At 61.4% G+C, this 12,913-nt stretch carries 13 protein-coding genes; 7 read left to right on the top strand and 6 right to left on the bottom strand.

The window, feature by feature from the left end; all coding sequences use genetic code 11:
- Positions 1-76: 76 nt before the first annotated feature.
- Positions 77-844: a DUF1013 domain-containing protein gene (locus tag ETW24_RS03295; RefSeq protein WP_129369732.1), complete on the bottom strand. Its 768-nt coding sequence runs from the start codon at positions 842-844 to the stop codon at positions 77-79.
- Positions 845-974: 130 nt separating this feature from the next.
- On the opposite strand from ETW24_RS03295, the gene ETW24_RS03290 reads away from it, so the two are divergent.
- Both ETW24_RS03290 and ETW24_RS03285 read left to right on the top strand, forming a co-directional pair.
- A complete protein-coding gene (locus ETW24_RS03290) occupies positions 975-1,619 on the top strand; it encodes a ribonuclease T2 family protein (RefSeq protein WP_129369731.1) in 645 nt (214 codons plus the stop codon).
- Between the two features lie 286 nt (positions 1,620-1,905).
- Positions 1,906-2,763 carry a DUF2189 domain-containing protein gene (locus ETW24_RS03285; RefSeq protein WP_129369730.1) on the top strand — a complete coding sequence of 286 codons (858 nt, stop codon included), beginning with the start codon at positions 1,906-1,908 and terminating at the stop codon, positions 2,761-2,763.
- 66 nt (positions 2,764-2,829) lie between these two features.
- Here the strand turns inward: ETW24_RS03285 and ETW24_RS03280 are convergent, their stop codons facing one another.
- The 3 genes from ETW24_RS03280 to ETW24_RS03270 form a co-directional block, all read right to left on the bottom strand.
- Entirely contained in the window at positions 2,830-3,813 is a 984-nt protein-coding gene (locus ETW24_RS03280; RefSeq protein ID WP_129369729.1) for an NAD(P)H-quinone oxidoreductase, read from the bottom strand.
- Positions 3,814-4,068: 255 nt separating this feature from the next.
- The gene (locus tag ETW24_RS03275; protein ID WP_129369728.1) at positions 4,069-4,494 is read right to left on the bottom strand and encodes a hypothetical protein; all 426 of its coding nucleotides are present in this window, start codon (positions 4,492-4,494) and stop codon (positions 4,069-4,071) included.
- A gap of 372 nt (positions 4,495-4,866) precedes the next feature.
- Positions 4,867-5,568 (bottom strand): COQ9 family protein, encoded by a 702-nt coding sequence (locus ETW24_RS03270; protein WP_129369727.1) that lies wholly within the window; start codon positions 5,566-5,568, stop codon positions 4,867-4,869.
- A 118-nt stretch (positions 5,569-5,686) separates the two neighbouring features.
- On the opposite strand from ETW24_RS03270, the gene rpsU reads away from it, so the two are divergent.
- Together rpsU and ETW24_RS03260 are read left to right on the top strand one after the other, a co-directional pair.
- On the top strand, positions 5,687-5,893 hold the full coding sequence (gene rpsU, locus ETW24_RS03265) for a 30S ribosomal protein S21 (RefSeq protein WP_024088814.1): 207 nt from the start codon (positions 5,687-5,689) through the stop codon (positions 5,891-5,893).
- 722 nt (positions 5,894-6,615) lie between these two features.
- Complete coding sequence (locus ETW24_RS03260; RefSeq protein WP_129369726.1) at positions 6,616-7,668, top strand: CAP domain-containing protein; 1,053 nt, start codon at positions 6,616-6,618, stop codon at positions 7,666-7,668.
- Between the two features lie 84 nt (positions 7,669-7,752).
- On the opposite strand, the gene ppk2 is transcribed toward ETW24_RS03260, so the two are convergent.
- Positions 7,753-8,670 carry a polyphosphate kinase 2 gene (ppk2, locus tag ETW24_RS03255; protein WP_129369725.1) on the bottom strand — a complete coding sequence of 306 codons (918 nt, stop codon included), beginning with the start codon at positions 8,668-8,670 and terminating at the stop codon, positions 7,753-7,755.
- A 228-nt stretch (positions 8,671-8,898) separates the two neighbouring features.
- Positions 8,899-9,357 (bottom strand): Lrp/AsnC family transcriptional regulator, encoded by a 459-nt coding sequence (locus ETW24_RS03250; RefSeq protein ID WP_027257950.1) that lies wholly within the window; start codon positions 9,355-9,357, stop codon positions 8,899-8,901.
- Between the two features lie 138 nt (positions 9,358-9,495).
- Between ETW24_RS03250 and ald the strand changes: the two genes are divergently transcribed.
- The 3 genes from ald (at position 9,496) to ETW24_RS03235 (ending at position 12,821) form a co-directional block, all read left to right on the top strand.
- Entirely contained in the window at positions 9,496-10,614 is a 1,119-nt protein-coding gene (gene ald, locus ETW24_RS03245) for an alanine dehydrogenase (RefSeq protein WP_129369724.1), read from the top strand.
- 226 nt (positions 10,615-10,840) lie between these two features.
- Positions 10,841-11,800, top strand: a complete 960-nt coding sequence (locus ETW24_RS03240; protein WP_129369723.1) for a calcium-binding protein — start codon at positions 10,841-10,843, stop codon at positions 11,798-11,800.
- Between the two features lie 214 nt (positions 11,801-12,014).
- Entirely contained in the window at positions 12,015-12,821 is an 807-nt protein-coding gene (locus ETW24_RS03235; RefSeq protein ID WP_129369722.1) for a mechanosensitive ion channel family protein, read from the top strand.
- Positions 12,822-12,913: the final 92 nt, after the last annotated feature.

The following is a 12,913-nucleotide window of genomic DNA, read 5'->3' as shown; positions in this document are numbered from 1 at the left end:
AAGCCGCAAATCCTGAGTAAAGGATCTGCGGCTTTTTAATAAATTTCTTTAGCCGGCAGCGCCGGGGCAGATGGGATCAGAAGCGGGGATCTTCGTCGTCTTCCTCGTCGTCCCCGCCAGCAGGCAGGTTGAAGAAGCTGTCCGCGTCGGGGATTTCCTCTTCCTTCTTCCGGTCATCATCACTCAAACCGCCGCCCAGGGTAAAGGTCTCCAGCCCCTCGATCGCGCTTGGGATCTTCGGCTCGGCGTCCATCTCCAGCGACTGTTCGGTAGAGACCAGCTTGCGGCGCTCATCGTCGCTCATCACGCCGCCTTCGGCGGCTTTCTTGGCCGCGGCCTTCTGCACGACGGCATCCAGTTCGGACTGGCGGCACAGGCCCAGCGCCACCGGGTCGATCGGCTGCATGCTGGAGATGTTCCAATGGGTGCGCTCGCGGATCGACTGGATGGTCGGCTTGGTGGTGCCGACCAGTTTGGCGATCTGGCCATCGCTGAGTTCCGGGTGGAATTTAACCAGCCACAGGATTGAGTTCGGACGGTCCTGGCGTTTGGACAGCGGGGTATAGCGCGGACCGCGGCGCTTTTCCTCGCCGGCGGCAGCCGGGTTGAACTTGAGCTTCAGCTTGTGCAGCGGATTGGCTTGCGCCCTGTCGATTTCATCCTGGGTCAGCTGGTTGTTGGCCATCGGGTCGAACCCTTTGACACCTGCGGCCACTTCGCCATCAGCGATGCCCTGGATTTCCAGCTCGTGCATGCCGACGAAATCGGCGATCTGCTTGAAGCTGATCGTGGTATTGTCCACCAGCCACACGGCGGTTGCCTTGGCCATCAACGGTTTTGCCATGCGCTCATCTCCTTAAAACACATCTTCCCCGCCGCCTGGATCAAGGCTGCCCCGCTTTCGGGGTCTGGTTTCCGTTGTCGGGGAACTTCAGGTCTGTATAGTCGGCTTCATTGCATAAGGAAAGAGGCCAATGCGCAAGTTATTGCTGGGGCTGGCGGCTGTTTTGGCAGGTTTTGCCACGTTTGCCGCAGCAGAGGGCGAGCCGGCCGGGGAGTTCGACTATTACGTGCTGGCGCTCAGCTGGTCGCCGAACTGGTGCGAGCAGGAAGGCGATGCGCGCCGCGCAGAGCAATGCGCGCCGCGCCAGGATTACGGCTGGACCCTGCACGGGCTGTGGCCGCAGTTTAACCGCGGCTGGCCCAGTTACTGCCGCACAGCCGAAGCGCCGCCCAGCCGCCGCATGAGCCGGGAAATGGCGGATATCATGGGCAGCCCCGGCCTGGCCTGGCATCAGTGGAAGAAACACGGCACCTGTTCCGGCCTCAGCGCAAGGGCCTATTACACCCTGATGCGCGAAGCCTACCGGCACGTGGCCCGCCCCGCCGTCTTTCGCAAGCTGAACAAGCCCGTGACCCTGCCCGCCGCAGTGGTAGAGGAAGCTTTTCTCAAGGAAAACCCAAGCCTGGCGCCAGACAGCCTGACCATCACCTGCCGCAGCGGCGCCATCCAGGAAGCCCGCATCTGCCTGTCGAAAACACTGCAGCCGGTACCCTGCGGGCGGGATGCAATCCGCGACTGCACGTTGAAAAACGCCCGCCTTGCGCCGGTGCGCTAAGGCGGAGGCGGAGTCAGGGGCGCTGCCCCTCTTGGCCTGACGGCCAATTCACCCTGGGGTGTTTTCCACCAGAAAGAAGCAGAACCCGCACCTTTGTCAGACCGCGTGATCCGCACAGCTGCCCCCCTGTCCCTTTGCCGGGAGTAGCCCTGCCCCGCTGCGCGCGCGGCAATAAATGGCCTGTGATCCACACTTCCCGGGGTTTTGTGCTAGTATTATGAAACGTGCCGCGCCCGGCCCTGCCTGAACGGCACTTCCGTTATGGTCAGCGAGGAGGAAGAAGCGCATGGCAAAGACAATCGGGAACCCGCTCAGCTGGCTTCTGCAGGGGGCAGAATCCACCGGGCAGCATATCGGCCAGACGGTCGAAGAAATGGGCAGCGACGGCGTCAAGGAACTGCCCAAGGCCTGCACGCTCACCATGGACGACATCATACATTCGCTGGCCGCCGGACTGGAGGACTTTGCCGCCTGCCGCAGCGATGCCATGTTCCTGGTGCTGTTTTATCCGCTGATCGGCATCACGCTGATCGTAATGAGCCTGTCGATGAATTTGCTGCCCCTGATCGTGCCGATGATCATGGGTTTTGCGATCCTTGGCCCGGTGGCCGCGGTTGGGCTTTATGAAATGTCCTCGCGCCGTGAAGCCGGGTTTGAGCCGCGCTGGATGGATGCCTTCGGCGTCCTCCGCTCGCCTGCGTTTGGCGGCATTCTGGTGCTGGGGCTGTATCTGGCAGTGCTGTTCATTGTTTGGCTGGTGGCCGCGGACATGATCTACAGCCGCACCCTGGGGCCGGAACCGCCGGCTTCGATCCTGGGCTTTGCCGCGGAAGTGGTGACCACCCGCGAGGGCTGGATCATGGCCATTGCAGGCGGAATTACAGGCGCGGTCTTTGCCTTTGCCGCACTGGCGATGAGCCTGGTGTCTTTCCCGCTGCTGCTGGACCGCCATGTGGGCCTGCCGGTAGCCGTGGCCACCTCGATCAAGGTGCTGCGCAAGAATCCGGTTATTTGCATGACCTGGGGGGTGATCGTCGGCACCGCGCTGGTGGTGGGCGCAATTCCCTTCCTGGCCGGGCTGATCATTGTGGTGCCGGTGCTGGGGCATGCGACCTGGCATTTGTACCGGCGCGCCGTGCAGTAAGGAAATCCGCATATCAAAACGGGCCGGCAGATCTGCCGGCCTTTCTGTGTCAGGCAGCCTGAAGTTTCAGCCCACTTTCAAAACAATCTTGCCGATATGGCCGGAGCTTTCCATCCGCGTGTGTGCAGCGGCGGCCTGCTCCAGTGCAAATTCGCTGTCCATCACCGGTGCCACCTTGCCTGCTTCGATCAAGGGCCAGACCGCTTCGCGCAGGTCCCCGGCAATCTGCGCCTTGGCCAGATCGCTCTGCGGCCGCAGGGTCGAGCCGGTCAGGGTCAGCCGCTTGACCATCATCAGGGCAAAGTTCAGCTCCACCTTCGGCCCCTGCAGAAAGGCGATCTGCACCAGGCGGCCGTCTTCGGCCATTGCCTTCACATTGCGCGGAATATAGTCGCCGCCGACCATGTCGAGGACCAGATCAGCGCCGCCTTCGGCCTTCAGAACCTTGACGAAATCCTCGTCGCGGTAGTTGATTGCGCGTTCGGCGCCGAGATCCAGGCAGGCCTGGCATTTCGCATCCGACCCGGCGGTGGAAAACACCCGCGCACCAAAGGCCTTGGCCAGCTGGATCGCCGTGGTGCCGATCCCGGAAGAGCCGCCATGCACCAGGAAACGCTCGCCCGCTTTCAGCCCGCCGCGGGTGAAGACATTGGACCAGACGGTGAAAAACGTTTCCGGCAGGCAGGCCGCCTGTTTCAGATCCAGTCCGGCAGGCACCGGCAGGCAATGGGCGGCTGGAGCCGCCACATATTCCGCATAGCCGCCACCGGGCAGCAGCGCGCAGACCAGATCGCCCGCACGGATGCCGCTGACGCCTGCTCCCACAGCCGTCACCTCGCCCGAGGCTTCCAGCCCCGGCAGGTCACTGGCACCCTTGGGCGGATCATAGGCGCCCGCGCGCTGCAGCGCATCGGGCCGGTTCACCCCGGCATAGGCCACCTTGATCACTACCTCGCCGTGGCCCGGTTGCGGCACCGGGCGCTGGCAAGGCTGCAGCACTTCCGGCCCGCCGGGTTTGGTGATCTCCACCGCGCGCATCATCTCTGTCATGGCAATTTGTCCTCCTGATCCTTGCCCCTTGCCTAGCACCCGTCCGGGTGAGCGCAAACAGCAAAGGCGCCGCAGTTGGGGCGCTTTGCGGACAGCACGATCCGGGAGAAGACTCTTGCCCGAACGGAATGCAAACCCAGCAAGGACATTGGAAGGTGCCGGGCAACTGTGCAAAAGCCCGGGGCACCGGCACACGCTGGATCAAGCGGAACGCCGGTGGCGCCAAGAAAAGCGCCACCGGTAGACTGGCAGGGCTTAGGTCAGCTTGCCGGTGCTGCAATCAAATGTGGCTTTGGTACCTGAGAGCTTCGGAGCAATTTTGAAGACACTCTTGCACGCGGCCGTCAATGCCTTGTTCGGATCACCCTTGAAGTACTTGTTTGCAGTCCATTCTTTGCCAAGCTTGACGTGGTATCCTGTAATTTTCGTCCCCTTCGGGTGCCCCTTCTTGAAGGCCTGGTCCAGCTTCCCCTTCGCCGCCTTGAGCGGTTTGTCGTCAATCGTTATGTCTTCGGGAGGACCGCTCCGGCAGGATGTCGTCACAAAATGGTGCATCGTGCCGACTTGCTTGTTCTTGTCATAGGCCACAATGCAGATGCAGTCTCCCAGACCCGAGGTCTCAAGCGGATCCCACTTATCGCTGTGCCCGAACCCGCCGATTTTGACATTCACTTTTCCCATTGAAATACCCCTCAACTGAAAATTCCAGTTTCATCAGCACACTGCCGGTTTCGCTCGCAATGTACTCAAGCAGCCCGTTTGACGATCAACGGCAGACTGGCTGCCCACATGCTGAGCAGCGCTCGCACCAGAGCTGCGGCAATGCCTTCTGCATAGTGCGGCAGAGGTTTACTTAGGATTAACGGGAGAAATGCTCCGGCTGGTCATCGCCGCCCGGCCAAGGCACATTTGCCGGCGCAGGGAATGCATTCTGCACCAGGGCAGCATGGGGCGGCACGCATTTGAGTAATGTGCTTCAGGGTACTGAAAGCCTGCCTTTGCTTTTTACCGGGAGTGGCAGCGGTGACAGCCCAGGCACCTCTGGCCTCCGCCCTACCGCCGCGGGTTAATCGACCCCGGCAGATCGTCCCGCCCTTTTGGCGGCTTGATCTGTTCGGCCAGCCAGTTCGGCCCCACCAGCAACGGCTTCAGCAGCGGGTTTTTCTGCAGCCCTGCCTTCAGCTTTTCAAAATCCATCACATTGCCGATCCGGCGGTCGAGAAATTCCCAGGTTGCCTGATGCTCAAGACTGTCATCGCCCAGCCAAAACAGCACGGTGGCGGAATAGATCCCGGCCAGCGATGCGCGCTTGGTATACCAGCTCAGATCATCCGAGCCGTCGCCCAGCGTCTCCCAGATCAGATCGCAGGTGCCCCAGATCGCCTTGATCCCGTCGCCGGCATATTGCGGCAGTGTCAGCAGCGTTGTGCCGCGGCGCACCGCTTCCTTGTCATCCACGGCTTCCAGCCGGAACCGTACCGCCGCCGCCACCTTGTCGCGGAACCGCAGGCCGGACAGGTCCTCGGCGTCCAGCCGCGCCAGCATCCGCGAATCGCCGCGGGCGTGATAGGCCAGTGCCAGGTCCACCCCGCCGCGCGGGCAAACCGCATGGGCCAGCACTTCAGCCACCTGCACGTCCTGGCAGGCGGCCCGGAATGTCACCTCGGACCAGCCGTCAAACGGCACATGATTCAACGCCGCATCCAGCAGCTTTTCCTTGATATCGTCCTGCGCGCGATCCTGGTCTTCGGTCATGTCACCCTCCCGCTTTCAGCGTCCTGATACCCTACTAGACAAAATAGCCGGCCTTTGCTATACGGCCACTTCCTGCAATTTCCTTGCAACTCAAACTTAGAAAGGTGGTGAAAACCACATGCAGGTTAGTGTTCGCGACAACAATGTCGATCAGGCGCTTCGTGCCCTGAAGAAAAAGCTGCAGCGTGAAGGCGTATTCCGCGAAATGAAGCTCAAGCAACATTTCGAGAAGCCGTCCGAGAAAAAAGCGCGCGAGAAAGCTGAAGCGATCCGCCGTGCCCGGAAACTGGCACGTAAGAAGCTCCAGCGCGAAGGTTTGCTCTAAGCGGCAGGCCGTCCGGCTTTGGACAGCACTGGGCCGGTCTTGCGACCAGCCGGGACTTAAGTTCAGACGACCCCCGCGGCTCTGCCTCGGGGGTTTGTCATTTCTGCGCCCCTAAAGAAATTGCCGTTTCTTAAGTGGATACACAGAAATACCGCAATTTTGCCCGAATTACATCTTTAGGGTGTATTTCGTTAATTTTCTCTGCTATACAGAGTATACGGCAGGGTAAATCTGATGCGTTTCCCTAAACACTGCCCCGCCGTCCGGGATTGGAACACCCGGTTCATTGAAACCCGGGGCAGGCCGCGTCTCCCCCCCCCCAAACGACTCCGGCGCCTGTCTTGGTCCCTGCAAACAAGACATTGCCTCTCCGGGTTTTCAGTATTGCCGGGCACCGACAGCTTCCCCCCGACGGTGCCCGGCCCCCCCTTCTTCTTCTGATTCTGCGGCACAAACCTGTCTCCTGACGGCAGCTGCCCCCCGAATCCTGCGCTGCCCGGCCCGTCGCCCCGCAGCAGGATTGCGCCGATGCCCTCCCAGCAGTTGCTCAGCGCTGCCCGCGGCCGCCGCGCGCGCAGAAATCCGCGTATCTGCCCCCATGCGACGGGCAGAGCTTCGCCGCATTTCTGCTGCTCCACCTTCCGGCCCTTTCGGCGCCTTAAATTTCCGTTAACCGAAGGGAGCACCGCCGCACAGCCGGCACACTCACGGAGCAGTTACAGATGTCACAGGCAAGCCAACTCGAGCGCCAGATGCTCGACCTGATCAACGCCGAGCGCACGTCGCGCGGGCTCAACCCGGTCCAGCTGGAGCTGCGCCTGAACGATTCGGCCGAAGACCACAGCGAATGGATGCTGCAGCAGGATGTCTTCTCCCATACCGGCTCTGGCGGTTCCAGCGCCGGCGACCGGATGAAAGATGCCGGCTTTCAGTTCTCCGGCAGCTGGACCTGGGCCGAGAACATCGCCTGGCAAAGCGAACGCGGCGCCGCCGGGCTGGCTGATGATGTCGTCAACCTGCACGAATCGCTGATGAACAGCCCCGGCCACCGCGCCAACATCCTCAACGCCAATGTCGAGGTGATCGGCATCGGCATCGAGCAGGGCAATTTCAATGGCTGGGATGCGGTGATGGTCACCCAGAACTTCGCCCGCACCAGCGCGGACCTGCAGCTGGATTCCGGGTCCGGAGGCGGTAATGGCGGAGGCTCCGGCGGCAATACCGGCACCGGTGCCACCTCCGGCAACGATGCCCTGACCCTTGGCAGCGCAGGCAGCCTGGACGGTCTCGGCGGCAATGACACGCTGACCGGCAGCAGCGGCCAGGACCGTCTCGACGGCAGCGAAGGCCGGGATAAACTGCACGGCAAGGCCGGCGGCGACGAGTTGAACGGCGGCTCAGGCAATGACACGCTGCGCGGCAACAACGGCGCGGATGAACTGAACGGCGGCAGCGGCAATGACAAACTGTTCGGCGGCCGCGGCAAAGACACCCTGGACGGCGGCAGCGGCAACGACAAGCTGGTCGGCAAGGGCGGCGGCGACCTCTTCATCTTCAGCGGCGGCGACGACACCGTGAGTGATTTCAACCCGCATGCCAGCGGCGAGCGCATTGACCTGGGCGCGGCGACAGGCATCACCGGCTTCAGCGACCTGATGAACAATCACACCAGCCAGACCAATGCCGGCCTGCTGATCAGCGACAGCGATGGCGACAGCCTGCTTCTCAGCGGCATCACAGAGCAGGAGCTTCAGGCCAGCGACTTCCTGTTCTGACCCTCGCCGGGCAACCATGCAAAGGGCGTGCCTTGGCGCGCCCTTTCGCAATTTCAACGCCGGCAGCCAGGCCCCCTGCAAGCCTCAATAAATCTTAGGCACGTACAATTCATCCGGCAGCACCTGGCGCTCGTAGTCGGGATTGTACTTGCGGTCTGGCAGATCCACCTTTTCGTGCTGCACCTCGGCATAGGGGATCTTGGTCAGCAAGTGTTCGATGCAATTCAGCCGTTCACGCTTTTTGTCATTACCTTCAACAATATACCAAGGCGCCTCTGGTATGTTGGTGCGCTTGAACATCTGCTCCTTGGCCTTGGTGTACTGTTCCCAGCGGATCCGGCTTTCCAGATCCATCGGCGACAGCTTCCACTGCTTCATCGGATCGTGAATGCGCATCATGAACCGCAGCTGCTGTTCCTCGTCCGTGATCGAGAACCAGTATTTCAGCAGAATAATGCCCGAGCGCACCAGCATCCGTTCAAATTCCGGAACGTCCTGGAAAAACTGGTCGACCTGGTCGTCGCTGGCAAAGCCCATCACCCGCTCGACACCGGCCCGGTTGTACCAGGAGCGGTCGAACAGAACGATCTCGCCCCCCGCCGGCAGATGCGGCACATAGCGCTGAAAATACCATTGGCTTTGCTCGCGGCGGTTCGGTGCCGGCAGCGCCACCACCCGCGCCACCCGCGGGTCCAGCCGCTGGGTGATCCGCTTGATCACCCCGCCCTTGCCCGCCGCATCGCGGCCTTCAAACAGGATACAGACCTTGGCGCCAGAGTTCTGCACCCAGTCCTGGACCTTGATCAGCTCTGCCTGCAGCCGCAACAGGTTGCGGAAATAGATCTGCCGGTCGAGCATTTCCGGGTGCTGCTCACGGTAGATCTTGCGGATCTCCTGGCTCAGCATCGGCTCCGAGAATTCAATCTCGATATCCTCGTCCAGCGTGTCCTGCAGTTCCGCTTCCAGCCAATCAAGGGATGCGGTTTCAAATTCGCGGGTCACGGGCAGGGTTCCTTCCTTGTCAGGTCGTGCAAACGCCGCCTTTTACGGGCGGCATGCGACTGTTTGATGTCACGCGGCCGGGGCGGCAGCAGAAAGCAGTCTCCGCCGCACGGGCGGCTCGGGCGGCAAACATGCGGCCCCGGCTGCGCCTTCCCCCAAGGCAACCGGAATTTACACCGGGGTTCAAGCGCAAAAGCCCCGGACCCGGCCATCAGCATCAAAGCCGCATCATACCGGCAGCGCCGTGGTCTTGAACACCGTGCGCAGCGCAAAACTCGACTGCATCTGCGCCACCCCCGGCAGCCGCGCCAGATGCTGGCGGTGGATGCGGGCGAAGTCCTCGGTGTTTTCCGCCACCACCTTAAGGATGTAATCCGCGGTGCCTGCCATCAGGTGGCATTCCAGCACATCCGGTATCCGCGACACCGCTTTTTCAAACGCGTCCAGCACCTCATCCGCTTGGCCGGACAGGGTGATCTCGACAAACACCGTGGTCGGCACGTTCATCTTGCGCGCGTCCAGCAGCGCAACATAATCACGGATGTATCCGTCAGCCTCCAGCCGCTGCACCCGCCGGTGGCAGGCCGAGGCCGACAGGTTCACCCGCTCCGACAGGTCGGCGTTGGAGATGCGGCCCTGCTTTTGCAGCACCGAGAGAATGCGACGATCTGTTTCGTCCAGCGACATTTCGCGAAGATCCTTGCTGTTCAACACCATTATACGCGAAGAATCTTCGAAAGGTATGTTTTCTTCCGCCCAAAAAAGAAGCACATTTTGCTAGCGCTGCGGCAAAATGCCCGCACAGAGTTTTGAGGAGATACTCACATGAAAATCGGCTGCCCCACCGAGATTAAACCCCAGGAATTCCGTGTTGGCATGACCCCGGATGCCGCCCGCGAAGCGGTGTTCCACGGCCACGGCGTTGTGATCCAGAAAGGCGCCGGCCTGGGCGCCGGCTTCACCGACGAGGACTATGTGTCCGCCGGTGCCGTGATCCTGGACACAGCCGAGGAAATCTTTGCAACCGCCGACATGATCGTCAAGGTGAAGGAACCCCAGGCGGTTGAGCGCAAGATGCTGCGCGAAGGCCAGCTGCTGTTCACCTACCTGCACCTGGCCCCCGATCCGGAGCAGACCCACGACCTGCTGGAATCCGGTTGCACCGCGATTGCCTATGAAACCGTGACCGACGACCGCGGCGGCCTGCCGCTGCTGGCGCCGATGTCCGAAGTGGCCGGCCGTCTGGCACCGCAAGTGGGCGCCTACACCCTGCAAAAGGCCAACGGCGGCCGCGGTGTGCTGATGGGCGGCGTGCCCGGCGTGGCCCCGGCCAAGGTTGTGGTGATCGGCGGCGGCGTCGTCGGCACCCACGCGGCCAAGATCGCAGCCGGCATGGGCGCGGATGTCACCATTCTGGACCGTTCGCTGACCCGCCTGAAGTATCTGGACGACGTCTTTGGCCGCACCTTCAAGAACCAGTACTCCACCGCCGGTGCAACGGCTGAACTGGTGCGTGAAGCCGACATGGTGATCGGCGCGGTGCTGATCCCCGGTGCTGCGGCGCCGAAACTGGTGTCCCGTGCCCAGCTTGGCGAAATGAAGCCGGGTGCGGTGCTGGTGGACGTCGCCATCGACCAGGGCGGCTGCTTTGAGACCTCCAAGGCGACCACCCACGCCGACCCGATCTATGAGGTCGACGGCATCATGCACTACTGCGTGGCCAACATGCCGGGCGCCGTGGCGCGCACCTCGACCCAAGCACTGGGCAACGCGACCCTGCCCTTCATGCTGAACCTGGCCAACAAAGGCTGGCGCAAGGCCTGCGAGGACGACCCGCACCTGCTGAACGGCCTGAACGTACACGCAGGCCAGCTGACCTATTACGCGGTTGGCGAAGCTCTGGGCATGGATGTGCTGTCACCGAAACTGGCGCTGAAGCAGTAAGCGAAGCGTTTCCAGAACACCGATTTGAGGAAAGCCCCGCCGGTTTGGCGGGGCTTTTCCATTACCAGGGCGGCATCCCGTATCTTGCGGCGCTCAGTTAATGACTGTGCGTAAACCTCGGACATGCGGCACGGTCGCGGCTTGAACCCTCCGCAACCAGTGGTGTAGGCCCTTCTCAAATCCGTCTTCAGCCAAAAACTGGCGAAACTTTTCAAAGGTTAAATCCATGCCGACTATGACCGTGACAGGTTCCCTGACGACCCAGATGACCGGGCTTATTCAAACCTTCAACGGGGCACGGCTGACCAATAAATACGACACCGGAACATTCTTGCTGATTTCCAACTACCCCGAAACCGTGAGCCTAAACGGCTATGATTTGCGGGTTCCTGGCTCAGGCAGCTATTTTATCACCGGCGATATCACCAAATTCCGCTATGCCGAGATTTCCTTGACCCCGTCTTTCCACACCATTGAAAAACTGGTGCTGGACGATGTCGATGTCAGCGCTGAAGGCCTATTTGACCTGACCAGCCGCACGGCCACTACCGCAACAGGGAAGTTCGACCTTGAAAGGTTCCAATCCTTTGTGAACGGAAAAGACTGGACCATCAAAGGTTCGCGCGAAGACGATGACATCCGGCCCGGCGCCTTTTTCACGATGTCCGGAAGCGAGACCATCAGAGCCGGGCATGGCGCAGATACTGTCGCAGGCGGGACCGGTGCCGATTCCATTTCCGGCGGCAGCGGTAAGGATGTTCTCAAGGGACAGAATGGCAGAGATACCCTTGGTGGCGGCGGCGGAAATGACGAACTTCTGGGCGGCAATGGACGTGACAAACTGCTGGGTGGTGCCGGAAATGACAAACTGCTCGGCGGCGGGGGTAACGATATCCTTGTTGGCGGCAACGGCAAGGATGTCTTGCGCGGCAACAAAGGCAACGACAGGCTCGATGGCGGCGACGGCGCCGACCTGTTTATCTTCAAGAGGGGCGACGGCCACGATACGATCCGCAACTTTGACGCAAGCGAAGACCTGATCAGGATTTACCGCGGTGCATCCAAATTCTCCGATCTGGCGATCAGCGACACCGGCAAAGACGCCGATATCAGGTTTGCAGATGTTTCTATCACCCTTCGCAACTTTGACGCGGACGATGTGACTGCTGATTTGTTTGTTTTCTGAATCCAGGGCGCGGCGGGGGCGCTGAGCCCCGCTCCTCCTCTGTGCCGGCTGATTGTTCTCAGGCGCGCGTCCGCACCATCCTGCGGCACACGGCCTGCCTCCCCCAAAGGTTGAGCCTTTGCCGCCCGATCTTTCCCCGCTGCACCCTATTGCCTCAGCACGCCTCTTCCACGACATTCGGGCACATTTAGGGAAACCGGTTGGGACTGCGGACATGGAACAGATGATTGAACAGGCGGGGGCCTATTGGCCCCTGATGGTAAATGGCGCCAAAGCGCTGGTGGTGCTGATTCTCGGCTGGATCGCTGCCGGCTGGATCAGCGGCGCGGTGCGCCGCCGCATCAACAAGACCCCGCAGATCGACCCGACATTGGGGAATTTCGCGGCCAGCGTCGTGCGTTGGGTGCTGCTGCTGGTAGTGCTGGTCGCGGTGCTTGGCATCTTCGGCATCGAGGCCACCAGCCTGGTCGCCATGCTGGGTGCGGCGACCCTGGCGATCGGCCTGGCGCTGCAGGGCACGCTCAGCGATCTTGCAGCCGGATTCATGCTGATCCTGTTCCGCCCCTACAAAATCGGCCAATTTGTCGATATCGGCGGCACCTCCGGCACAGTGAAGGATCTGAATCTGTTCATCACTGAACTGGCCACGCCGGACAATGTGCAAATCATCGTACCGAACGGCCAGGCCTGGGGCGCGATCATCACCAATTTCTCGCATCACGACACCCGCCGCGTCGACATGGTGTTTGGCATCGACTACGGCGACAGCGCTGATGCTGCCAAGGCGATCATCCTCGAACAGGCAGCCGCCGACGCGCGGGTGATGCAAGATCCAGAACCTTGGGTGCGGGTGACCAATCTGGGGGACAGTTCCGTCGATCTGACAGCCCGTGTATGGTGTGAAGCGGCGGATTACTGGGAAGTGAAGTTTGCCCTGACGCAGGGTGTGAAAGAGGCTTTCGACGCCAAGGGCATTTCTATTCCTTATCCGCATTCTGTGGAAATCAAGAAGGAGGGCTGAGGCGCTCCCGCCCGTCTTCGACCCTGACGGGCCTCATCCCGTTGGGTCTGGCGCCCCGCCTTTGGCGGGGCGTTTGTGCGCTGCAGCCCGGG

Origin of the sequence: Leisingera sp. NJS204 (assembly GCF_004123675.1) — a bacterium.
In the GTDB taxonomy this organism is placed as follows: domain Bacteria; phylum Pseudomonadota; class Alphaproteobacteria; order Rhodobacterales; family Rhodobacteraceae; genus Leisingera.
Note: the sequence above shows the minus strand (reverse complement) of the source record. Positions and strands in the feature narration are given on the sequence as shown.